Source organism: Lonsdalea iberica, assembly GCF_002111585.1.
Taxonomy (GTDB): Bacteria; Pseudomonadota; Gammaproteobacteria; order Enterobacterales; family Enterobacteriaceae; genus Lonsdalea; species Lonsdalea iberica.
The window spans coordinates 79070-102378 of record NZ_LUTP01000012.1 but is presented as its reverse complement, the minus strand read 5'-3'; the positions used below and the strand labels follow the sequence as shown (position 1 = coordinate 102378).

The 23309-nt window shown below is 55.0% G+C and carries 18 protein-coding genes and 1 pseudogene; 16 read left to right on the top strand and 3 right to left on the bottom strand.

The genetic code is table 11. The features are described from left to right. The 3 genes from dapD to map form a co-directional block, all read right to left on the bottom strand. Positions 1–693: 2,3,4,5-tetrahydropyridine-2,6-dicarboxylate N-succinyltransferase (gene dapD / locus AU511_RS06870; protein WP_094109207.1), on the bottom strand; the 693-nt coding region annotated here is incomplete at its 3' end. A 39-nt stretch (positions 694–732) separates the two neighbouring features. Continuing rightward, a complete protein-coding gene (gene glnD / locus AU511_RS06865) occupies positions 733–3426 on the bottom strand; it encodes a bifunctional uridylyltransferase/uridylyl-removing protein GlnD (protein WP_094109206.1) in 2694 nt (897 codons plus the stop codon). Between the two features lie 41 nt (positions 3427–3467). Further along, positions 3468–4262 (bottom strand): type I methionyl aminopeptidase, encoded by a 795-nt coding sequence (gene map, locus AU511_RS06860; RefSeq protein WP_026738758.1) that lies wholly within the window; start codon positions 4260–4262, stop codon positions 3468–3470. A gap of 356 nt (positions 4263–4618) precedes the next feature. Between map and rpsB the strand changes: the two are divergent. From rpsB to dnaE, 16 genes and pseudogenes are all read left to right on the top strand, one after another. Then, positions 4619–5343: pseudogene (gene rpsB / locus AU511_RS06855) on the top strand (30S ribosomal protein S2). A gap of 112 nt (positions 5344–5455) precedes the next feature. Next, on the top strand, positions 5456–6313 hold the full coding sequence (gene tsf, locus AU511_RS06850; RefSeq protein WP_094100884.1) for a translation elongation factor Ts: 858 nt from the start codon (positions 5456–5458) through the stop codon (positions 6311–6313). 143 nt (positions 6314–6456) lie between these two features. Continuing rightward, positions 6457–7188, top strand: coding sequence for a UMP kinase (gene pyrH, locus AU511_RS06845; protein WP_026738761.1), 732 nt, complete (start codon positions 6457–6459; stop codon positions 7186–7188). A gap of 135 nt (positions 7189–7323) precedes the next feature. Continuing rightward, a complete protein-coding gene (gene frr, locus AU511_RS06840; RefSeq protein ID WP_026738762.1) occupies positions 7324–7881 on the top strand; it encodes a ribosome recycling factor in 558 nt (185 codons plus the stop codon). 200 nt (positions 7882–8081) lie between these two features. Continuing rightward, positions 8082–9275 (top strand): 1-deoxy-D-xylulose-5-phosphate reductoisomerase, encoded by a 1194-nt coding sequence (ispC, locus tag AU511_RS06835; RefSeq protein WP_094109205.1) that lies wholly within the window; start codon positions 8082–8084, stop codon positions 9273–9275. Between the two features lie 189 nt (positions 9276–9464). Further along, a complete protein-coding gene (gene ispU, locus AU511_RS06830) occupies positions 9465–10226 on the top strand; it encodes a (2E,6E)-farnesyl-diphosphate-specific ditrans,polycis-undecaprenyl-diphosphate synthase (RefSeq protein WP_094100882.1) in 762 nt (253 codons plus the stop codon). Between the two features lie 9 nt (positions 10227–10235). After that, the gene (cdsA, locus tag AU511_RS06825; RefSeq protein ID WP_094100881.1) at positions 10236–11093 is read left to right on the top strand and encodes a phosphatidate cytidylyltransferase; all 858 of its coding nucleotides are present in this window, start codon (positions 10236–10238) and stop codon (positions 11091–11093) included. Between the two features lie 21 nt (positions 11094–11114). Beyond that, entirely contained in the window at positions 11115–12470 is a 1356-nt protein-coding gene (rseP, locus tag AU511_RS06820; protein WP_094109204.1) for a sigma E protease regulator RseP, read from the top strand. A gap of 35 nt (positions 12471–12505) precedes the next feature. Then, positions 12506–14932 (top strand): outer membrane protein assembly factor BamA, encoded by a 2427-nt coding sequence (gene bamA / locus AU511_RS06815; protein WP_094109203.1) that lies wholly within the window; start codon positions 12506–12508, stop codon positions 14930–14932. Between the two features lie 143 nt (positions 14933–15075). Further along, positions 15076–15573, top strand: coding sequence for a molecular chaperone Skp (gene skp, locus AU511_RS06810; protein WP_094100878.1), 498 nt, complete (start codon positions 15076–15078; stop codon positions 15571–15573). Positions 15574–15577: 4 nt separating this feature from the next. Next, positions 15578–16600 (top strand): UDP-3-O-(3-hydroxymyristoyl)glucosamine N-acyltransferase, encoded by a 1023-nt coding sequence (lpxD, locus tag AU511_RS06805; protein ID WP_094109202.1) that lies wholly within the window; start codon positions 15578–15580, stop codon positions 16598–16600. Between the two features lie 148 nt (positions 16601–16748). After that, on the top strand, positions 16749–17204 hold the full coding sequence (fabZ, locus tag AU511_RS06800; RefSeq protein ID WP_074727805.1) for a 3-hydroxyacyl-ACP dehydratase FabZ: 456 nt from the start codon (positions 16749–16751) through the stop codon (positions 17202–17204). Positions 17205–17208: 4 nt separating this feature from the next. After that, on the top strand, positions 17209–17997 hold the full coding sequence (gene lpxA, locus AU511_RS06795) for an acyl-ACP--UDP-N-acetylglucosamine O-acyltransferase (protein ID WP_094109201.1): 789 nt from the start codon (positions 17209–17211) through the stop codon (positions 17995–17997). A gap of 5 nt (positions 17998–18002) precedes the next feature. After that, the gene (gene lpxB, locus AU511_RS06790; RefSeq protein WP_094109200.1) at positions 18003–19148 is read left to right on the top strand and encodes a lipid-A-disaccharide synthase; all 1146 of its coding nucleotides are present in this window, start codon (positions 18003–18005) and stop codon (positions 19146–19148) included. Beyond that, on the top strand, positions 19145–19741 hold the full coding sequence (gene rnhB, locus AU511_RS06785) for a ribonuclease HII (RefSeq protein WP_094100873.1): 597 nt from the start codon (positions 19145–19147) through the stop codon (positions 19739–19741). Before lpxB ends, rnhB begins: the two co-directional genes overlap by 4 nt. A gap of 79 nt (positions 19742–19820) precedes the next feature. Continuing rightward, a complete protein-coding gene (gene dnaE / locus AU511_RS06780; protein WP_094100872.1) occupies positions 19821–23303 on the top strand; it encodes a DNA polymerase III subunit alpha in 3483 nt (1160 codons plus the stop codon). Positions 23304–23309: the final 6 nt, after the last annotated feature.

The following is a 23309-nucleotide window of genomic DNA, read 5'->3' as shown; positions in this document are numbered from 1 at the left end:
TGAGCCTGCCGGGACGCGACCGAAGTGGACTTCGCCGGTTTCACGGTCATAAATGCGGGTGCTCTGGCTGATGAATACGCCCATCGAAATGACGGAACCTTCTTCAACGATCACGCCTTCAACCACTTCGGAACGTGCGCCGATAAAGCAGTTGTCTTCAATGATGGTCGGGTTGGCCTGCAACGGCTCCAGAACGCCGCCGATGCCGACGCCGCCGGACAGATGGACGTTTTTACCGATCTGCGCGCAAGAGCCCACGGTAACCCAGGTATCAACCATCGTGCCTTCATCGACATAGGCGCCGATGTTGACGTAGGAAGGCATCAGGACGGTATTACGCGCGATAAAAGCGCCCTGACGAACGCTGGCCGGCGGTGCGACGCGGAAACCTTCGCGCTGGAAGCGCGCTTCATCGTAGTCGGCGAATTTCATCGGCACTTTGTCGTAGTAACGTGTTTCGTTGCCATCGATGATGCGGTTTTCATTGATACGGAAGGAAAGCAGTACGGCTTTCTTCAACCACTGATGAGTGACCCACTGACCGTCGATTTTCTCAGCGACGCGCAGCACGCCGCTGTCCAGCAGGCTGATAGCCTGGTTGACCGCTTCACGCGTGACGGTATCTGCATTAGCCGGCGTAATTTCTGCGCGGCGTTCGAAGGCTGTTTCGATGACGTTTTGTAATTGTTGCATCCTGACTCTCTATCTCGTGATTACCAAGGTAATAATTAATTAACACAAGCCTACTTTATCGTTTGGGTTAAGGGCCTCTGTCAACCGTTGTTGCAATTTAAGCTGCAATTCAGGGCCTAACGCCCGCCGATCGTTGTCCGCCAGAATAAATAAATCCTCAACGCGTTCGCCGATGGTGGAAATACGAGCGCCGTGCAGTGATATATGCAGTTCCGCGAAGACCTCGCCGACCTGAGCCAACAGGCCGGGTTGGTCAAGGGCGACCAACTCCATATAGCTGCGGCGATCGGTATGCGTCGTCGGCAGAAAGCTGACTTCGGTCTGGACGCTGAAATGGCGGAGTTTGGACGATGTGCGACGGATGCGGGGAGTGTGGTAATCCTTCTGCGTCAGCGCTTGTTCAATCGCCAGACGAATCATGTTGTGACGATCCTGCGCGACCGGGGTGCCCTCCGGCTCCAGCACGATGAAGGTATCCATCGCCATGCCGTCACGGCTGGTGAAAATCTGCGCATCGTGAACGTTTAGATTGCGGCGATCTAGCTCGCCCGCTACGGTGGCGAACAGATAAGGGCGATCGGGACTCCAGATAAAGATTTCCGTGCCGCCGCGCGTGGTGTCGTCGCCGATGAGCACCAGCGGTTTGCCGGGATCGTGATTCACCAGGTGGAGGGCATGCCAGGCCAGCTGATTGGGCGTGTGACGTAGGAAATAGTCGGCGCGGCAGCGGCTCCAAATACGATTCAGCGCAGTTTCGTCGATGTTGTCCATACGTAGCAGCGCCAGCGCCTGCTGACGATGATGTCGTACCCGTTTCCGAAGGTCGGGTGAGTGTTGCATGCCGCGTCGCAGCTGTTTTTCGGTAGCGAAATACAACTCGTGCAACAGGCTTTGTTTCCAGCTATTCCACAGCGTTTCGTTAGTGGCGCAGATATCGGCGACGGTCAAATTAATCAGGTAGCGCAACCGAGTTTCGCTCTGTACCTCCTCGGCGAACTGCTGAATGACCGCCGGATCCTGGATATCGCGGCGCTGGGCGGTGACCGACATCATCAGATGACAGCGCACCAGCCAGGAAACCAGCTGCGCTTCGCGCAGGTTCAGGCCATGCAAGGCGGCGAACTCCAGCGCATCTTTCGCGCCCAGCTCCGAGTGATCGCCGCCGCGGCCCTTGGCGATATCGTGGAACAGCGCGGCCAGCAACAGCAGCTCGGGCTGCGGCAAACGGGGGTAAAGTTTGACGCATAACGGATGTTCTTCCAGCGTGGATTCATCGGCAAAGCTTTCCAGCTTGAGCAAAACGCGAATCGTGTGTTCGTCCACGGTATAAGCGTGGAACAAATCGAACTGCATCTGGCCGACGATATTGCTCCACTGCGGCATGTAGGCCCACAGCACGCTATGCCGGTGCATAGGCAACAGCGCCTGACTGACCGCGCGCGGATGGCGCAGAATGTTCATGAACAGGCTACGGGCTTCCGGGATGGTGCATAATGGGCTGGCGAGGTGACGGCGGGCGTAGCGCAGACGACGCAGGGTCGTGGAGTAAATACCGCTGATTTCCGTGTGGCGCACCATGGCATAGAACATGCGCATGATGGCTTCGGGCTTGCGGTCGAACAGGGTTTCATCCTGCAGATCAATAAGCGTGCCGCGTAGCTGAAATTCGTCGTCCAGCATGCGCGGTTTTTCATGTGGATCAAGGGCGAGAATGGCTTCATCAAACAGTTGAAGCAGCATCTGATTAAGCTCGTAAACCCGTCGCGTGACGCGAAAGAAGTCTTTCATCATGCGTTCGACGGGCGCATTCCCCTCACCCTGATATTGCAACAGTTGCGCCACGTTAAGCTGGCGGTCAAACAGCAATCGGTTGTCGTAGCGGCTCAGCAGAGAGTGCAGGGCGAAACGGATGCGCCACAGGAAGCTTTGGCATTCGTTCAGTTCGTTGCGTTCGGCCTCCGTCAGGAACCCGAAGCCGACCATTTCATTCAGGGACGTTGCGCCGAAGTGGCGACGCGCGACCCAAAGCAGCGTGTGAATATCGCGCAGGCCGCCGGGGCTGCTTTTGATATCCGGCTCGAGATTGTAGCTGGTGCCGTGATAGCGCTGATGACGTACGCGCTGTTCGGCGACTTTGGCGGCGAAGAACGAAGCTGATGGCCAGAAGTCGTCGCTGAAGATGTGTTTCTGCAATGAAAGAAACAGGGCGACGTCGCCGCAGATCATGCGGGATTCGATAAGGTTGGTCGCTACGGAAATATCAGCCCGACCTTCCTCCAGACATTCATCCAGCGTTCGTACGCTGTGGCCCACCTCCAGACGTAGATCCCAAAGCAGGGTGATCAACTGGCTGACGGCCTGCGACTGCGCTTCGTCAAATCCGTCACGGCTCAGAACGAGCAGGTCGATATCGGAAAGCGGATGCAATTCTCCGCGTCCGTAGCCGCCGACGGCGACCAAGGCCGTCTGCTCAGTGCTGTCCAATTGGTAGAAATGCCACAGCCGTTGCAGCAAGCGGTCGATGAATTGCGTACGGGCGTCGATCAAGGTTTCCGCGCTGACGCCTGACTTGAACTCGCTCGTCAGCCATATCTGGAACTGTTCAAGGTGCTGTTTCAGCGTTTGCCGTTCCAGCATGTCGTCGCTGAATGTCAGCGGAGATTGGGGGGCAGGGTGGGCCAGCGTCGGCGCCCCGGGGGAGATATGCGGCAGGTCCTGATCGATTTCGTTCATGTACGGCGCCCATAAAAAAGCCGGCGATTGCCGGCAGCGGTTTATTCCTGATGCGTGATGATTTTTGGGATGGTGTCATCCTTACGCAACGTCATTATTTCGCATCCGTCCTCGGTCACCACAATAGTATGCTCGTATTGCGCCGACAAGCTGCGATCTTTGGTTTTCACCGTCCAACCGTCTTTCATGGTGCGAATGCGGAAATCGCCGGCATTAACCATGGGTTCAATGGTGAACGCCATGCCGGGCTTCAGTACGACGCCGCCATCGTCTGCATCATAATGCAGAACCTGCGGTTCCTCGTGGAAGCCAGTGCCGATACCGTGTCCGCAATATTCGCGCACCACGGAGAAATCCTGTGCCTCAACAAACTGCTGAATGGCTTTGCCGATCGAACGCAGACGAATACCGGGTTTTACCATTTTGATTCCCAGGTACAGGCTGTCTTGCGTGACGCGACACAGACGCTCGCCCAGAATCGTGGGTTTGCCGACGATGAACATTTTTGAGGTATCGCCGTGGAAACCATCCTTGATAACAGTTACGTCAATATTGACGATGTCGCCGTCTTTAAGATGTTTTTCATCGGAAGGAATGCCGTGGCAGATGACTTCATTGATGGAGATGCACACCGACTTGGGGAAGCCGTGGTAACCCAGACAGGCTGAAATCGCATGCTGCTTGTTGGTGATGTGATCGTGACAAATGCGATCCAGTTCACCCGTAGTGACTCCCGGTACGACGTGAGGCTCGATGATTTCAAGCACTTCAGCCGCCAGTCGCCCAGCTACGCGCATTTTTTCAATATCTTCCGGAGTTTTAATAGAAATAGCCATTGAGTGTGTCCGCAGGTGTGAATGTTCCTAACGAAAATAGGGTCAGCAAAGAGTGACTTATGGTATCAGCCCTGCAAAGGCCTGCCAAATCATCATTGGCGCGCGGGCGTGAAAGCGTAAGTAAAGTTGGTGTCAGGGGGCTGTTTATGGTATAAAGCGCGCCGGTGATCCGGCTGGGTTGCGATCGGACTTTGAATTCCAAACTTTGATCTCGCCGTCGGGTGACTAAATACTCACTATGTGTAAATAACACACACGTGTCGGCACATTTGCCGGGGTGCTCTGCAGCATGCTGCGGGGTCGGCGTAATGGGACACGTGGAGGCATAACCCCATACTTAATTTATAGAGGTAATCATGGCAACTGTTTCCATGCGCGACATGCTCAAGGCTGGCGTACACTTTGGTCACCAGACCCGTTACTGGAACCCGAAAATGAAGCCCTTCATCTTCGGTGCTCGTAACAAAGTTCACATCATCAACCTTGAAAAAACCGTACCGATGTTCAACGACGCACTGGCTGAGCTGAGCAAAATCTCTTCTCGCAAAGGCAAAATCCTGTTCGTTGGTACCAAACGCGCAGCAAGCGAAGCGATAAAAGAAGCTGCCACCAACTGCGATCAGTTCTTCGTGAACCATCGCTGGCTGGGCGGCATGCTGACTAACTGGAAAACCGTTCGTCAGTCCATCAAACGTTTGAAAGATCTGGAAACGCAGTCTCAGGACGGCACTTTCGATAAGCTGACCAAGAAAGAAGCCTGGTTCGTACTCGTGAACTGGACAAGCTGGAAAACAGCCTGGGCGGTATCAAAGACATGGGCGGTCTGCCTGACGCGCTGTTTGTGATCGACGCCGATCACGAACACATTGCGATCAAAGAAGCTAACAACCTGGGTATCCCGGTATTCTCAATCGTTGATACCAACTCCGATCCCGATGGCGTTGACTACATTATCCCTGGTAACGATGACGCCATCCGCGCCGTTAGCCTGTACCTGAATGCCGTTGCCGCAGCAGTGCGCGAAGGCCGTTCTCAGGACCTGGTTGAGCAGGCTGAAGAGAGCTTCGTCGAAGCTGAATAATAAGGCTGGCTCTGTCGAGCCCTTATTAACCAGGTATTGATATATGTTGGTTAGGGGGCCTGTAAAGGCCCCCTTTTACTTATCTCCCCCATGAGATAACGAGGAAAAGATAATGGCTGAAATTACCGCTGCCCTGGTAAAAGAACTGCGCGAACGTACTGGCGCAGGCATGATGGAATGTAAAAAAGCGCTGGTTGAAGCGAATGGCGACATTGAGCTGGCCATCGACAACATGCGTAAGTCTGGCCAGGCCAAAGCTGCCAAGAAAGCGGGTCGTGTTGCTGCTGAAGGTATCATCCTGACCAAGATTGCTGAAGACGGCAAATACGGCGTCATCGCTGAACTGAACTGTGAAACTGACTTTGTTGCCAAAGATGCCGGTTTTAAAGCGTTCGGTGAAGAAGTCGCTAACGCCGCTCTGAACGATCGCATTACCGACGTTGAAGCGCTGAAAGCCAAATTTGAAGATCAGCGTACTGCGCTGGTGGCTAAAATCGGTGAAAACATCAACATCCGTCGTATCTCCGTACTGTCCGGCGAAGCGCTGGGTTCTTACCTGCACGGCGCGCGTATCGGCGTTATGGTTGCCGCGACGGGCGCAGACGAAGAGCTGATCAAGCACATCGCCATGCACATCGCCGCCAGCAAGCCTGAATACGTGAAAGCTGAAGATGTTCCGGCTGACGTTGTTGCCCGCGAGCACCAGATCCAGCTGGATATCGCCATGCAGTCCGGCAAACCGCGTGAAATCGCAGAAAAAATGGTCGAAGGCCGTATGCGTAAATTCACCGGCGAAATCTCTCTGTCCGGCCAGCACTTCGTGATGGACCCGAGCAAAACCGTCGGCCAGCTGCTGAAAGAGCACAACGCAGACGTCACCAGCTTCATTCGTTATGAAGTCGGTGAAGGTATTGAGAAAGCTGAAGTTGACTTTGCTGCTGAAGTTGCAGCAATGAGCAAGCAGTCTTAAGAAAAAAGAGGAGCCGCCGGTTGGCGGTTCCTTTTTATCCAGCCAAAGAGTTCATGACATCGGGTAACTCGCTATTCTGCGAAACCGGGTGTAAGCAGTGTAACCATCCCCAATACGACGACAGCCTGTTAGGACAAAACACCATGGCAACCAACGCAAAACCCGTATATCAACGTATCCTGCTCAAGCTGAGCGGCGAAGCCCTGCAAGGCGCGGACGGTTTCGGTATTGATGCTAGCATTCTGGATCGCATGGCTCAGGAAGTGAAAGAACTGGTTGAGCTGGGCATTCAGGTCGGTGTGGTTATCGGCGGCGGCAACTTGTTTCGCGGCGCTGGGCTCGCCAAGGCGGGAATGAACCGTGTTGTGGGCGACCACATGGGGATGCTGGCGACGGTAATGAACGGTCTGGCGATGCGTGATGCCTTGCACCGCGCATACGTCAATGCTCGACTGATGTCGGCGATCCCGCTGAACGGCGTATGCGATAACTACAGTTGGGCGGAGGCTATCAGCCTGCTGCGCAATAACCGCGTCGTGATTTTCTCGGCCGGCACCGGCAACCCTTTCTTCACCACTGACTCCGCAGCGTGTTTGCGCGGCATCGAGATCGAAGCCGACGTGGTTTTAAAGGCGACTAAAGTCGATGGCGTTTACTCTGCCGATCCGGTAAAAGATCCGAATGCGACGTTGTACGAAACGCTGGACTACCAGGATGTGCTTGAACGTGAACTGAAGGTGATGGATCTTGCTGCATTTACGCTGGCGCGAGACCACAACCTGCCGATCCGCGTGTTCAATATGAACAAGCCCGGCGCGCTGCGTCGTGTGGTGATGGGTGAAAAAGAAGGCACGTTGATCAGTAATAACGGCTAACGTCAAAGTAGGGTAATATCCTGCTTCGGCGATACAAGATAGCGCTATCGCTGCCCGCTACGGCTGGCATAAATTATTCACTGGATCATGCTGCGGCGTGATCTGACAGGCAACCAGTTTTCAAGGGTTCACAACGTGATTAATGAAATCAGAAAAGATGCTGATACTCGCATGGAAAAATGCGTAGAGGTTTTCAAAAACCAAATCAGCAAAGTCCGTACCGGACGGGCTTCTCCCAGCCTACTGGACGGCATTCATGTGGAATATTACGGTAGCGCAACGCCGCTGCGTCAGGTCGCCAACGTAGTTGCGGAAGATGCCCGTACGCTGGCTGTGACGGTCTTTGACCGCTCTCTGAGCGCGGCCGTAGAAAAAGCGATTATGGCGTCCGATCTCGGTCTGAACCCGATGTCCGCGGGGACGGTCATTCGTGTACCGCTGCCTGCGCTGACTGAAGAGCGCCGTAAAGACCTGATCAAAGTGGTCCGCGGCGAAGCCGAGCAGGGGCGAGTCTCCGTTCGTAACGTGCGCCGTGACGCGAACGACAAGCTGAAGGCGCAGTTGAAAGACAAAACCATCAGCGAAGACGAAGAACGCCGCGCTCAGGACGATATTCAGAAGCTGACCGACAGCTTTATCAAGAAAATCGACGCCGCGCTGGCTGATAAAGAAAAGGAACTGATGGACTTCTAAATCCATCAGTCAGGACAGCGCCGCCAGTAGGTGAAGGTTTATTCCTCCCTCTCGCGGCGCTTTATTTTTTATGCTTCCTTGATTCAGGTTTGGCGGTATCTATACCGGCTCAACCGGCATTGCCGACAGCAATGGAAGAGTCGAACTCCCGCCTGCTGCCACATCTGACAATCAACCGCTGTACGTATTAGAGCATTCCTATGAAGAAGCTGACAATTTTGGGTTCAACGGGTTCGATCGGCGTGAGTACGCTGGCTGTGGTCAGGGCGAATCCAAACGATTTTTCGGTCAAAGCGCTGGTCGCCGGGCGGAATGTGCCGCGAATGGTAGAACAATGTCTGGAATTTCGCCCTGAATTTGCTGCGATGGCGGATGAAGACAGCGCAAGCGAATTGCGTCGGCAGTTGAAAGAGCAGCGCTGTAAAACCGAGGTGCTGTGCGGCGAGCAGGGTGCCTGCGAGTTGGCCGGATTGGATGGCGTCGACCAGGTTATGGCGGCCATTGTGGGCGCGGCCGGACTGTTGCCGACGCTGGCGGCGATTCGCGCAGGTAAGCAGGTACTATTGGCGAATAAAGAATCGCTTGTCACTTGTGGTCACCTGTTTATGCGTGAAGTTGCGGCTAACCGAGCCCAACTACTGCCTATCGACAGCGAACATAATGCTATTTTTCAGAGTTTACCTGAGCAAATTCAGCATCAGCTGGGGTACGCTGGCCTTATGGATTACGGCGTTGAACAGATTGTCCTTACCGGTTCAGGTGGGCCTTTCCGTGATACCGCGCTGGCGGACCTGAGGGCGATGACGCCCGATCAGGCTTGCGCTCATCCCAACTGGTCGATGGGGCGTAAAATTTCCGTGGATTCTGCGACCATGATGAACAAAGGTCTGGAATACATCGAAGCCCGCTGGCTGTTTAAAGCATCGGATGAACAGATGGAAGTGGTGATTCACCCTCAGTCGGTCATCCATTCCATGGTGCGTTATCGGGACGGCAGCGTATTGGCGCAGTTGGGATCTCCAGATATGCGTACGCCGATTGCGCACGCGATGGCCTATCCGGCACGCGTCGCCTCTGGGGTACCGAAACTGGATTTTTGCCAGCTGGGCGCGTTGACCTTTTCGGCTCCGGATTATCAGCGTTATCCTTGTCTCACGCTGGCGATAGAAGCCTGTAACCACGGACAGGCGGCGACAACGGCATTAAATGCCGCCAATGAGGTTGCCGTCGAGGCTTTTCTTCAGTCGGCTATCCGTTTTACGGACATCGCGCAGGTCAACCGGCAGGTACTGGATCAATTGGTACTACCGGAGCCCGACAGTGTAGACGATGTACTAGCTATCGACCGCTGGGCAAGGATACAGGCACGACAGGAACTGCATCATTACCGCTGATGGGGCGGGGGTGCGCGTTTGTGGCAGGTGTTTTGAAATGGTATAGTCTGCGCCGCTAGGTGTAGGCTGTTTACGCGATAAGCCAACGGTAACGATAAGCTGTGTACGTTCACGGCTTTTTTTGCGCTGCCAGGTCCGATGACTGAAAGAACCTATCGATATTCTTGCTTGAGGAAATCAGTACACGCTATGCCCTCCAAAAATCAACAAGGCAGCCAAAGCCAGCAGTTATGCAGTCCTCGTCATGTCGCCATCATCATGGATGGTAACGGGCGTTGGGCGAAGCAGCGGGGTAAACTACGCGTTTTCGGCCATCAGGCGGGAGTGAAATCCGTTCGCCGGGCAGTCAGTTTTGCCGCCCGTCATCAGTTGAATGCCTTAACGCTCTATGCGTTCAGCAGCGAGAACTGGAGTCGTCCGCCCCAAGAAGTATCTGCGTTGATGCAGCTATTCATGCGAGCGCTGGACGGCGAAGTGAAAAGCTTGCACAAACACAATGTCCGGCTGCGCATTATCGGGGATACCCGTCGTTTTAGTTCACGTTTGCAGGAGCGAATCCGTCTTTCGGAAGAGCTGACAGCGAATAATACCGGCCTTACCCTGAATATTGCTGCGAATTATGGCGGCCGTTGGGATATCATTCAGGGAGTCCGACAAATCGCCGAGCAGGTACAGGAAGGTGCGCTGCGTCCCGATACCATTGATGAAGCCACCCTGTGCCAGTACACCTGCCTTAACGAGCAGGCGCCGGTCGATTTAGTAATAAGAACGGGCGGAGAACATCGCATCAGCAACTTTTTATTGTGGCAAATAGCCTATGCTGAGTTGTATTTCACTGATGTCCTCTGGCCCGATTTTGATGAAGAAGTCTTTGAAGGTGCGCTGAATGCTTTTGCTCAACGAGAGCGTCGCTTCGGAGGAACCACGCCTAACGATGTCGTTGCATCCTAGGGGGACCTTTTGCTGAAGTATCGCTTGATTACTGCTTTAATTCTTATTCCTGCTGTTATTGCCGCGCTCTTTTTCCTGCCGCTGCTGGGATTCTCTTTGGTGACGTTGGCTGTTTGCATGCTGGCTGCCTGGGAGTGGGGACAGCTGGCTGGATTCGTTTCATACAGTCAACGTATCTGGCTGGCGTTGCTCTTTGGGCTGCTGCTGGCCGTCATGATGTTGACGATACCGGCTTACCAACGCTCGGTGCATGTGGTGCAGGTATCAGCGTCGCTGTGGTCCTCTGTCGTCTGGTGGTGCGTGGCGCTGGTGATGGTGTTGTCCTACCCGGCATCGGCTCTCGCCTGGCGGCATTCGCGCATACTGCGGCTGGTCGCCGGCATGCTGACCATCATCCCGTTCTTCTGGGGCATGGTGACGCTGCGTCAGTTGGGCTATGAAGCCAACTCATTTACCGGCGCCTGGTGGTTGCTGTATGTCATGCTGCTGGTGTGGGGCGCCGACAGCGGCGCTTACGCCTTCGGTAAGCTCTTTGGCCGACATAAGCTGGCGCCGAAAATCTCTCCGGGAAAAACCTGGGAAGGACTGATCGGCGGGCTGGCGAGCTCCGCGCTGATTTCCGTTGTTTTTAATCATTTTGTTCCGCTGACAAGCTCGGGTCATATCCTTCTGATCTGCTCAATTGTCGCCGTGCTGGCTTCCGTATTGGGCGATCTGACCGAAAGCATGTTCAAACGCGAAGCGGGCGTTAAAGACAGTAGTCATCTTATTCCCGGTCACGGCGGGGTGATGGATCGCATTGATAGTCTTACGGCGGCGGTGCCTGTGTTTTCCTGCCTGATGCTGTTACTGTTCAACGCTGTTTAGGAATACCGGTAGAGCCTGTTTATGATGAATATTCTCTGGAGTCTGGCCGCATTTATCGTCGCCCTTGGTGTGTTGATAACGGTTCATGAATTCGGCCACTTCTGGGTCGCCCGTCGGTGCGGCGTCCGGGTGGAGCGTTTTTCTATCGGCTTCGGAAAGGCGCTATGGCGACGTCGCGATCGTCAGGGCACCGAATACGTCATCGCACTCATCCCGCTGGGCGGCTATGTCAAAATGCTCGATGGTCGGGTGGCGGAGATTCCACCTGAATTGGCCGGTCAGGCATTTGACCGCAAGACCGTCTGGCAGCGCGCGGCCATTGTCAGCGCGGGTCCTATTGCCAACTTCATCTTTGCCGTTTTCGCTTATTGGCTGGTCTTTATTCTTGGCGTTCCTGGCGTGCGTCCGGTGGTTGGCGAAGTTTTACCCGACTCGATTGCCGCGCAGGCGCAAATTTCGCCGGGGATGGAACTAAAGTCAATTGACGGTATCGAAACGCCTGATTGGGACAGTGTTCGTCTTGCGTTTATCAGTAAGATTGGCGACGCCGCGATGACGATAGGCACGGCCCCGCTCGGGTCTTCGCTTATCGAACAGAAAAAACTGGATCTGCGCAGCTGGAGTTTTGAACCGGATAAGCAGGATCCCGCGGTTTCTCTGGGCATTGTGCCCCGCGGGCCGCAGGTTGAAGCGGTGTTGGCCGGAATTCAGCCCCATTCAGCCGCTGAAAAAGCGGGTTTGCAAGCTGGGGACAGGATCGTTAAAGTCGATGGTCAACTGTTGTCGCGTTGGCAACAGTTTGTCATTGCCGTCCGCGAACACCCCGGTGAGCGCGTCGAGTTGTCGGTGGAACGGGAAGGGGAAACGGTGACAACCACCCTGATCCCCGACAGCAAAACGGTAGGAAAAGACAAAATCGAAGGGTTTGCCGGCGTTATCCCGCGCGTGACGCCGCTGCCTGAAGAGTATAGAACCGTTCGCCAGTACGGACCGTTCAGCGCTGTTTACGAAGCCACTGACAAAACGTGGCAGTTGATGAAGTTGACAGTTGGCATGATAGGGAAACTGATTGCTGGCGACGTTAAGCTGAATAACCTGAGCGGGCCGATATCCATCGCTCAGGGTGCAGGAATGTCAGCTGATTATGGATTGATTTATTACCTGATGTTTTTGGCACTGATAAGCGTCAATCTGGGGATCATCAATCTGTTCCCGCTGCCGGTACTAGATGGTGGTCACCTGCTCTTTCTGGCGATAGAAAAGCTGAAAGGTGGGCCGGTTTCCGAGCGTGTGCAGGACTTCAGTTATCGCATCGGCACAGTGCTGCTGATGATGTTAATGGGACTCGCACTTTTCAATGATTTCTCCCGCCTTTAAGGTGTGGATTAAGTTAGGAAAAACGCATAACAACGATGGCGATTAAAAAGTTGCTCTTAGCGTCGCTACTGTTCAGTAGCGCCACCGTATACGGTGCAGACGGATTCGTAGTGAAAGACATTCATTTCGAGGGCCTGCAACGGGTTGCCGTCGGTGCGGCATTGCTCAGCATGCCAGTCCGTGTTGGAGATAACGTCAGCGATGAAGATATCGGGAATATTATCCGTGCTTTATTTGCGACCGGAAACTTCGAAGATGTTCGAGTACTGCGGGATGGCAATACGCTGCTCGTGCAGGTGAAAGAACGTCCCACCATCGCCAGCATCACCTTCTCCGGCAACAAGTCGGTGAAGGAGGACATGCTGAAAGAGAACCTGGAAGCATCCGGCGTTCGCGTGGGGGAAGCGCTTGACCGTACGATGATTTCCAACATCGAAAAGGGGTTGGAAGACTTCTACTACAGCGTCGGTAAATACAGCGCCACGGTGAAAGCCGTGGTCACGCCGCTGCCGCGTAATCGTGTCGATCTCAAGCTGGTCTTCACCGAAGGCGTCTCCGCCAAAATCCAACAGATCAACATCGTTGGCAACAAAGCGTTCAGCAGCGATGAGCTGATTTCGCGCTTCCAGTTGCGCGACGAGGTGCCCTGGTGGAACGTGGTGGGTGACCGTAAATATCAGAAGCAGAAACTGTCCGGCGACCTCGAAACGCTGCGCAGCTTCTACCTCGATCGCGGCTATGCGCGTTTCAATATCGATTCCACTCAGGTGAGTCTGACGCCGGATAAAAAAGGCATTTATATCACCATCAACCTGACGGAAGGCGAACAGTACAAACTCTCTGGCGTCGATGTCCGCGGCAATTTGGCCGGGCACTCCGCTGAAATCGAAGGGCTGACCAAAATCCAGCCGGGCGAGCTGTACAACGGCACGAAAGTGACCCGGATGGAAGAAAGCATCAAGAAACTGCTGGGCCGTTATGGCTACGCCTATCCGCGCGTAATCACGCAGCCGGAAATCAACGATGCTGATAAGACGGTACGCCTTAACATCAGCGTGGACGCGGGTAACCGCTTCTCCGTTCGTCGTATTCGTTTTGAAGGCAACGACACCTCTAAAGACTCCGTGTTGCGTCGTGAGATGCGCCAGATGGAAGGCGGCTGGCTCGGCAATGATTTGGTCGACCAGGGTAAAGAGCGTCTGAATCGCCTCGGATACTTTGAAAGCGTGGATACGGAAACGCAGCGCGTTCCCGGCACGCCGGATCAGGTCGATGTGGTCTACAAGGTGAAAGAACGTAATACCGGTAGTCTGAACTTTGGTATCGGTTTCGGTACTGAAAGCGGCGTGAGTTTCCAGGCTGGGGTCCAGCAGGACAACTGGCTGGGTACGGGGAACTCTGTTGGGATCACCGGAACGAAGAACGATTACCAGACCTATATCGAACTGTCGATGACCGACCCGTACTTTACGGTGGACGGAGTCAGCCTGGGCGGTCGTGTCTTCTATAACGATTTTAAGGCGTATGACGCCGATTTGTCCGACTACACCAACCGCAGCTATGGCGCGGGCACGACGCTGGGCTTCCCGATTAACGAGAACAACTCGTTGCGTCTGGGCCTCGACTACGTGCACAACGACCTGTCCGATATGGAACCGCAGGTCGCGATGTGGCGCTATCTCTATAAATCCGGTGTTGAACCGGGCGTTGTGAGCGGTAGCTCCGACAGCGCGGACTTCTCAGCAGATGACTTCTTCCTGACGCAGGGTTGGACATACAACAACCTGGACCGGGGGTATTTCCCGACGTCGGGTAGCCGCGTGACGCTGAACGGTAAGGTGACGATTCCGGGTTCGGACAACGAGTACTATAAAGTCACTCTGGATTCGACCAGCTATCTGCCGCTGACCGAAAATCGTAACTGGGTGCTGATGGGCCGCTCTCGTCTGGGTTATGGCGATGGTCTCGGCGGTAAGGAGATGCCGTTCTACGACAACTTCTACGCCGGTGGTTCAAGCTCGGTTCGTGGTTTCCAGTCGAATACCATCGGTCCGAAGGCCGCCTACTACAAATGTAGCGGTACGGAGTCGTCCTATGCCGGTTGTCCGATCGATAAGGACAATCTTGATGATGCAGTGGGCGGTAACGCGGTGATGGTGCTGAGCGCCGAACTGATTGTGCCTACGCCGTTCATCAGCGAAAAATATGCTAACTCCGTGCGTACTTCCTTGTTCGTCGATGGTGGTACGGTGTGGGATACCCATTGGGAAAATACCCCGGCCTCGATTGCCGCGGGCGTGCCGGATTACAGCAAACCGGGTAATTTCCGCATATCCAGTGGTATTGCGTTGCAGTGGATGTCTCCACTGGGGCCTTTGGTCTTCTCTTATGCCCAGCCGATCAAGAAATACGATGGGGATAAATCGGAGCAGTTCCAGTTTAACATAGGCAAAACTTGGTAATCTGAGGCCAGCAGAACGTATGCAGGCAAGCCGCACGGCAGGCAGAGTTGAGGGACGCCGGCCTTTACGGAGCGTCGCATCGCTGCCTGTTGTGCATACACGAGTGTGTTAAGACACAAATAGGTTAGCGTGAGGAGTTTATAGTGAAAAAGTGGTTGTGTGCCGCAGGTCTTGGCCTGGCATTAGCTGCATCAGCGGGCGTTCAAGCTGCTGATAAAATTGCAGTGGTAAACGTATCCAGCATCTTCCAGCAATTGCCGCAACGCGAAACCGTCGCCAAGCAGCTGGACAGTGAGTTCCGCGGCCGTGCGTCAGAGCTTCAGAATATGGAACGCGATCTGCAGCAGAAAATGCAAAAATTGCAGCGTGATGGCTCTACGATGAAAGCCAGCGAACGCAGCAAGATGGAAAAAGGCATCATGGCACAGCGCGAGCAGTTCTCGACTAAAGCGCAGGCATTTGATCAGGACAACCGTCGTCGCCAGATGGAAGAACGTAACAAAATCCTGAGCCGTATTCAGGATGCTGTGAAAAGTGTTGCCAGCAAACAGGGTTATGACATCGTCATTGATGCTAACGCTGTCGCCTACGCGGACAACGCGAAAGACATTACTGCCGACGTGCTGAAACAGGTTAAATAATTCGATGTTTTCAATTCGACTGGATGCTTTAGCACAACAGTTGGATGCACAGTTGCACGGTGATGGCGATATCGTCATCACCGCTGTCGCATCAATGCATTCTGCTCAGTCAGGTCAGATCACTTTCTTGTCTGACAGCCGTTACCGCGATCGCCTTGCGACCACCCAGGCATCCGCCGTTGTGGTGACCGAAGCCGATTTGCCTTTCTGTCATACCGCCGCTCTGGTGGTGAAAAACCCTTATTTGACCTATGCGCGTATGGCGCAGGTGATGGATACGACGCCGGCGCCGGCCGAAGATATCTCGCCTGCGGCGACGATTGCGTCGGATGCACGCGTAGGTAAAAACGTCTCAATCGGCCCGAATGCGGTGGTTGAGTCCGGCGTTGAGCTGGGCGATGGTGCCGTCATCGGCGCTAACTGTTTCATCGGCAAGAATACGCGCATCGGCGCGGGCAGCCGTTTGTGGGCCAATGTCACGATTTATCACAATGTTGTGCTGGGCGAACAGTGTCTGATTCAGTCCGGTGCGGTCATTGGCTCGGACGGGTTTGGTTATGCCAACGATCGCGGCAACTGGGTGAAGATCCCTCAGTTGGGCACGGTCATGATTGGCGACCGCGTAGAGATTGGCGCCAATACGACGATCGACCGTGGCGCGTTGGATGACACAATCATCGGCAACGGCGTCATCATTGATAACCAATGCCAGATTGCACACAACGTGGTGATTGGCGACAATACCGCAGTTGCCGGAGGCGTTATCATGGCGGGTAGTCTGACAATCGGACGTTACTGCATGATTGGCGGCGCCAGCGTAATAAATGGTCACATGGAAATTTGTGACAAAGTTAAGGTGACGGGAATGGGGATGGTTATGCGTCCTATCACCGAGCCTGGTGTATACTCCTCGGGCATACCACTGCAGCCGAATAAAGCATGGCGTAAAACGGCGGCTTTGGTCATGAATATTGATGACATGAGCAAGCGATTGAAGACCATAGAGCGAAAACTCGATAAAAGTTAAGTCTGTTGGCTTCAGTTCTACCGAGCTTTGCTGCAGGGAAGGGCAAAGCTGTTTTGCTTTGTTATTGGCAGACTGTGTGAGGCTCCCTCTATTGGGGAGCCGCGGTCTGCATTGTTGATGACGTTTTTATTAAGACAGGAAGAGTATTTTGAATACTGACACCCATACTCTGCACATTGAAGAGATTCTGGAACTGTTGCCGCACCGCTATCCGTTTTTGCTGGTAGACCGCGTACTGCATTTCGAAGAAGGCAAATTTTTACGTGCAGTGAAAAACATTTCCTTTAATGAACCCTTTTTCCAGGGGCATTTCCCAGGTAAACCGATTTTCCCCGGCGTGCTAATCCTAGAAGCTATGGCTCAGGCCACGGGTATCCTGGCGTTTAAAAGCGTCGGCAAACTGGAACCCGGCGAGCTGTACTATTTTGCCGCGATCGACAATGCGCGCTTCAAACGTCCTGTTGAGCCGGGCGATCAGATGGTATTGGAAGTGGAATTCATCAAAGAACGCCGTGGCGTCGCCCGTTTCAAAGGCGTTGCGAAAGTGGATGGTGAAATCGCTTGTGAAGCAGAGATGATGTGCGCTCGTCGTCGGGAGGCCTGATAACGTGATTGATCAAACCGCCTTTATTCATCCCAGTTCGATTGTTGAAGACGGAGCCGTCATCGGTGCCGGCGTACACATCGGCCCCTTCTGCTGGATCGGTTCTCAGGTAGAGATCGGTGCGGGAACGGTGCTGAAATCGCACGTCGTGGTTAACGGAGTCACTCGTATCGGAAACGATAACGAGATCTATCAGTTTGTTTCGATCGGTGAAGTTAATCAGGATCTGAAATACGCAGGCGAGCCGACCCGCGTTGAGATAGGCGATCGCAACCGCATCCGCGAAAGCGTGACTATCCACCGGGGAACAGCGCAGGACGAGGGGGTGACTAAAGTCGGCAGCGATAACCTGCTGATGATCAATACGCACATAGCTCACGACTGTGTCGTGGGAAATCACTGCATCCTGGCGAATAACGCGACGCTGGGCGGCCATGTTTCCGTCGATGATTACGCTATCATCGGCGGTATGACCGCTGTACATCAATTCTGCGTCATCGGTGCGCACGTCATGGTCGGCGGCTGCTCCGGCGTGGCTCAAGACGTGCCGCCGTACTTGATTGCTCAGGGGAATCACGCCACGCCGTTCGGTATCAATATCGAAGGGTTGAAGCGCCGTGGTTTTGATAAACCGACGTTGCACGCAATACGCAACACCTACAAGCTTATCTATCGTAGCGGTAAGACGCTGGATGAGGTCAAGCCAGAGATCGAAGCGCTAGCCGCCGACCATCCTGCGGTTCAGGCTTATCTGGACTTCTTCACCCGCTCTACGCGCGGCATTATTCGCTGACGCTTATGACCCGTCCCCTGACTATTGCCCTTGTCGCCGGAGAAACCTCCGGCGATATTCTTGGCGCCGGTTTAATTCGCGCCATCAAACACCAAGTCCCGGATGCGCGCTTTGTCGGCGTGGCCGGTCCGCGCATGCAAGCCGAGGGGTGTGAAGCCTGGTACGAAATGGAAGAGCTGGCGGTGATGGGCATCGTGGAGGTGCTGGAGCGCCTGCCGCGTCTGCTGAAAATCCGCCGGGACCTGGCCCAACGTTTCACCGAGTTGCAGCCTGATGTCTTCGTCGGCATCGACGCGCCGGACTTCAATATCACGCTTGAAGGGCGATTGAAGCAGCGCGGGATCACCACCATTCATTACGTCAGCCCTTCCGTGTGGGCCTGGCGCCAAAAACGCGTTTTCAAAATTGGTCGAGCTACCGATTTAGTGTTGGCCTTTTTGCCTTTTGAAAAGGCGTTTTACGACCGTTTCAACGTTCCCTGCCGCTTCATTGGCCATACCATGGCCGACGCGATGCCGCTGCATCCCGATAAACTGGCCGCCCGGGCGACGTTGGGGATTGCTCCTGATGTTCGCTGTCTGGCGATACTGCCGGGTAGCCGCGGCGCAGAAGTCGAAATGCTGAGCAAGGATTTCCTTCTGACCGCCAGACTCTTGCGCGAATCCTGCCCCGATCTGGAGATTGTCGTGCCACTGGTCAACGCCAAGCGACGGCAGCAGTTCGAAGAGATCAAAAATGAGGTCGCGCCGGATTTGAATGTCCGTCTGCTGGATGGGTTAGCGCGCGAGGCGATGATCGCCAGCGATGCGGCGCTATTGGCCTCGGGGACGGCGGCGCTGGAGTGCATGCTGGCGAAGTGTCCAATGGTGGTGGGTTATCGGATGAAGCCGTTCACCTTCTGGTTGGCCAGCAAACTGGTCAAAACGCCGTGGGTTTCACTGCCTAATCTGCTGGCCGGGCGTGAACTGGTGAAAGAGCTGCTGCAAACCGAATGCACCCCGGACAAGCTGGCAGAGGCTTTGCTGCCGTGGTTACAGGACAGCGTTCAGGTCCACGAGTTACAAGAAACCTTTTTACATCTGCATCAGCAGATACGTTGTGATGCCGATGAGCAGGCGGCTCAGGCGGTACTGGAGTTGGCAAAACCATGAATGATGTTTTCGTTTATCCGCAGGCAACTTGTATTGCCGGCGTGGATGAGGTCGGAAGAGGCCCGCTAGTGGGCGCTGTCGTGACCGCCGCCGTCATTCTCGATCCGGCCCGACCAATCGTCGGTCTGGCCGACTCCAAAAAGCTCAGCGCGAAACGGCGCGAGGCGCTGTATCATGAAATTAAAGAAAAAGCGCTGGCGTGGAGCCTGGGCCGGGCAGAACCGGACGAAATCGATAGTCTGAATATCCTGCACGCCACCATGCTGGCGATGCAGCGTGCCGTGGCTGCCCTGTCTTTGACGCCCGACTACGTGTTGATCGACGGCAACCGCTGCCCAGCCTTGCCAATGCCGTCACTGGCGGTCGTCAAAGGTGATAGCCGGGTGCCGGAGATCAGCGCCGCGTCCATCCTGGCGAAAGTGACGCGGGATCGCGAGATGGAAGCGCTGGATTTGCTGTTCCCGCATTACGGTTTTGCGAAGCACAAAGGTTACCCCACGGCTTACCATCTGGAAAAACTGGCGATGCACGGCGCAACGCATCATCATCGCCGCAGTTTTGCTCCGGTGAAACGGGCGCTGGGGCTGGCGTAACGCCAGCACAGATTATGTGATGCCTGCGGACCTATGAGTCGCCGGCGACATTCGATTTAATCAATACTGGGATCTGGAGATGGCCGAACCACGTTTTGTTCACCTGCGTGTTCACAGTGACTATTCCATGATCGATGGGCTGGCTAAGGTCGGACCGTTGGTGAAAAAAGCGGCGTCGATGGGCATGCCAGCGCTGGCGATCACCGACCATTCCAACCTGTGCGGTCTGGTGAAATTTTACGGCGGCGCTCATGGCGCTGGCGTCAAACCCATCGTCGGCGCGGATTTTTATTTGCAGAGCGAGGAGCTGGCCGACGAACTGGCGCACCTCACTATTCTGGCGATGAACAACGCCGGCTATCAGAATCTGACGCTACTGATCTCTCGCGCCTACCAGCGCGGCTATGGCGCTGCTGGCCCGACGATAGATCGCGACTGGCTGGTGGAACATCAGGAAGGCCTGCTGTTGCTGTCCGGCGGTCGTCAGGGTGACATCGGCAAGTTCCTGCTGCGTGGCAATGACGCGTTAGTGGAACAGTGTCTGGCTTTTTATCAGAAACACTTTCCGCAGCGTTACTATCTAGAGTTGATCCGTACCGGCCGGTCGGATGAAGAAAGTTATTTGCATGCGGCGGTAGCGCTGGCCACCAAGCACGGCCTGCCCGTCGTCGCAACCAACGACGTACGTTTCATCAACGCCGATGAATTCGACGCCCACGAAATTCGCGTAGCGATCCACGACGGCTACACCCTGGACGATCCCAAGCGGCCGCGCAACTACAGTCCCCAGCAGTACATGCGTAACGAAGAGGAAATGTGCGAGCTGTTTGCCGACATTCCCGAAGCGCTGGCTAACAGCGTTGAAATCGCCAAGCGCTGCAACGTGACCATTCGACTGGGTGAGTACTTCCTGCCGCAATTCCCTACCGGCGATATGTCGACGGAAGATTATCTGGTCATGTGCGCTCGGGAAGGGCTGGAAGAACGTCTTGCGTTCCTGTTTCCTGATGAAGAAGAGCGAACGCAGCGGCGGCCGGCTTATGACGAGCGCCTCGATATCGAGCTGCAGGTCATTAACCAGATGGGCTTCCCCGGCTACTTCCTGATCGTGATGGAGTTTATCCAGTGGTCGAAAGATAACGATGTGCCCGTCGGGCCGGGACGAGGTTCTGGCGCCGGGTCGCTCGTCGCCTATGCGCTGAAAATCACCGACCTCGACCCGTTGGCGTTCGATCTGCTGTTCGAACGATTCCTGAACCCGGAACGTGTTTCCATGCCCGACTTCGACGTCGACTTCTGCATGGAAAAACGCGACCTGGTTATCGATCACGTGGCGGATATGTACGGTCGCGATGCGGTATCGCAGATCATTACATTCGGTACCATGGCGGCGAAGGCGGTGATCCGAGACGTGGGGCGCGTGCTGGGTCATCCGTACGGATTCGTTGATCGCATTTCCAAGCTGGTGCCGCCCGATCCGGGAATGACGCTGGAAAAAGCGTTTGCCGCGGAACCGCAGCTGGGCGAAATCTATGAGGCGGATGAGGAAGTCAAAGCGCTGATCGACATGGCGCGCAAACTCGAAGGGGTGACCCGTAACGCCGGCAAACACGCCGGGGGCGTGGTGATTTCACCGACCAAAATTACCGACTTCGCGCCGCTGTATTGCGACCCGGAAGGGCAACACCCGGTCACCCAGTTTGACAAGAACGATGTGGAGTACGCCGGGCTGGTCAAGTTCGACTTCCTGGGTCTGCGTACGCTGACCATCATCAACTGGGCGCTGGAGATGATCAACCCGCGTCAGGAAAAGCAAGGGTTGCCGCCGGTCGATATCGCCGCCATTCCGCTCCACGACAAAAAAAGTTTCGACATGCTGCAGCGGTCGGAAACTACCGCGGTGTTCCAGCTGGAATCCCGCGGCATGAAGGACTTGATCAAACGTCTTAAGCCCGACTGCTTCGAAGATATGATCGCACTGGTGGCCCTGTTCCGTCCGGGCCCGCTGCAGTCAGGGATGGTGGATAACTTCATCGACCGTAAGCACGGTCGGGAAGCCATCTCCTATCCGGATATTGAGTGGCAGCACGAGTCGCTGAAACCGGTGCTCGAACCGACCTATGGTATCATCCTGTACCAGGAACAGGTGATGCAGATAGCCCAGGTGCTCTCCGGCTATACTCTGGGGGGCGCGGATATGCTGCGCCGCGCCATGGGTAAGAAAAAACCCGAAGAGATGGCCAAGCAGCGCTCGGTGTTTAAAGCCGGCTCAGAGAAGATGGGTATCGACGGGGAACTGTCGATGAAAATCTTCGACCTGGTGGAGAAATTCGCCGGTTACGGCTTTAACAAGTCGCACTCGGCCGCTTATGCGCTGGTGTCTTATCAAACGCTGTGGCTGAAGGCGCATTATCCGGCGGAATTCATGGCCGCGGTCATGACGGCGGATATGGATAACACCGACAAGATCGTCGGACTGGTGGATGAATGCTGGCGTATGGGGCTCAAAATCCTGCCGCCGGACATCAATAGCGGTCTGTACCATTTCCACGTCAACGACGCCGGTGAGATTGTTTACGGCATCGGGGCGATCAAAGGGGTTGGCGAGGGGCCGATTGAGGCCATCATCGAAGCCCGTAATCAGGGCGGCTATTTCCGCGATCTGTTCGACCTCTGCGCGCGCGCGGACATCAAAAAGCTCAACCGCCGCGTGCTGGAAAAGCTGATTATGTCCGGTGCGTTCGACCGTCTCGGCCCGCATCGCGCGGCGCTGATGAACTCATTGCAGGATGCGATGAAATCGGCCGAACAGCATGCAAAAGCAGAGGCTATTGGTCAGGTGGACATGTTCGGCGTGCTGGCGGAAACGCATGAGCAGGTCGAACAGTCCTACAGCACGGTTCCCCCTTGGCCGGAACAGGTCGTACTGGATGGTGAGCGGGAAACGCTGGGTCTGTATTTGACCGGCCATCCCATCAACCAATATCTGAAGGAAATCGAACGTTATGCCGCAGGCGTGCGTTTGAAAGATATGCACCCAACGGACCGGGGCAAAATCACCACTGCGGTGGGCCTCGTGCTTTCCGCTCGCGTTATGGTGACCAAGCGAGGCAACCGTATCGGTTTATGTACCCTGGACGATCGCTCCGGTCGTCTGGAGGTGATGTTGTTCACCGATGCATTGGATAAATACCAGCATTTGCTGGAACAAGACCGAATTTTGATCGTCAGTGGACAGGTCAGTTTTGATGATTTCAGCGGCGGGCTTAAAATGACCGCGCGCGAGATTTTAGATATCAGTGAAGCGCGGGAAAAATATGCGCGTGGACTTGCTATCTCGCTGACTGACAGGCAAATTGATGACCAGTTGTTAAACCGTCTCCGTCAATCGTTGGATCCCCATCGATCGGGGACGATTCCGGTGCATCTTTATTACCAGCGGGAGGATGCGCGAGCTCGGCTACGCTTCGGCGCGGCATGGCGCGTGACCCCGACCGACGTGCTCCTGAACGATCTGCGCACCATAGTGGGTAATGAACAGGTAGAACTGGAATTTGACTAATATAGG

Excerpts from the sequence above, each read along its gene's own strand:
- rnhB (WP_094100873.1), top strand. The coding sequence starts at position 19,145 with ATGAATGATGTTTTCGTTTATCCGCAGGCAACTTGTATTGCCGGCGTG.
- lpxD (WP_094109202.1), top strand. The coding sequence starts at position 15,578 with ATGTTTTCAATTCGACTGGATGCTTTAGCACAACAGTTGGATGCACAG.
- glnD (WP_094109206.1), bottom strand. The coding sequence starts at position 3,426 with ATGAACGAAATCGATCAGGACCTGCCGCATATCTCCCCCGGGGCGCCG.
- map (WP_026738758.1), bottom strand. The coding sequence starts at position 4,262 with ATGGCTATTTCTATTAAAACTCCGGAAGATATTGAAAAAATGCGCGTA.
- lpxB (WP_094109200.1), top strand. The coding sequence starts at position 18,003 with ATGACCCGTCCCCTGACTATTGCCCTTGTCGCCGGAGAAACCTCCGGC.
- dnaE (WP_094100872.1), top strand. The coding sequence starts at position 19,821 with ATGGCCGAACCACGTTTTGTTCACCTGCGTGTTCACAGTGACTATTCC.
- tsf (WP_094100884.1), top strand. The coding sequence starts at position 5,456 with ATGGCTGAAATTACCGCTGCCCTGGTAAAAGAACTGCGCGAACGTACT.
- pyrH (WP_026738761.1), top strand. The coding sequence starts at position 6,457 with ATGGCAACCAACGCAAAACCCGTATATCAACGTATCCTGCTCAAGCTG.
- rseP (WP_094109204.1), top strand. The coding sequence starts at position 11,115 with ATGATGAATATTCTCTGGAGTCTGGCCGCATTTATCGTCGCCCTTGGT.
- bamA (WP_094109203.1), top strand. The coding sequence starts at position 12,506 with ATGGCGATTAAAAAGTTGCTCTTAGCGTCGCTACTGTTCAGTAGCGCC.
- ispC (WP_094109205.1), top strand. The coding sequence starts at position 8,082 with ATGAAGAAGCTGACAATTTTGGGTTCAACGGGTTCGATCGGCGTGAGT.
- ispU (WP_094100882.1), top strand. The coding sequence starts at position 9,465 with ATGCCCTCCAAAAATCAACAAGGCAGCCAAAGCCAGCAGTTATGCAGT.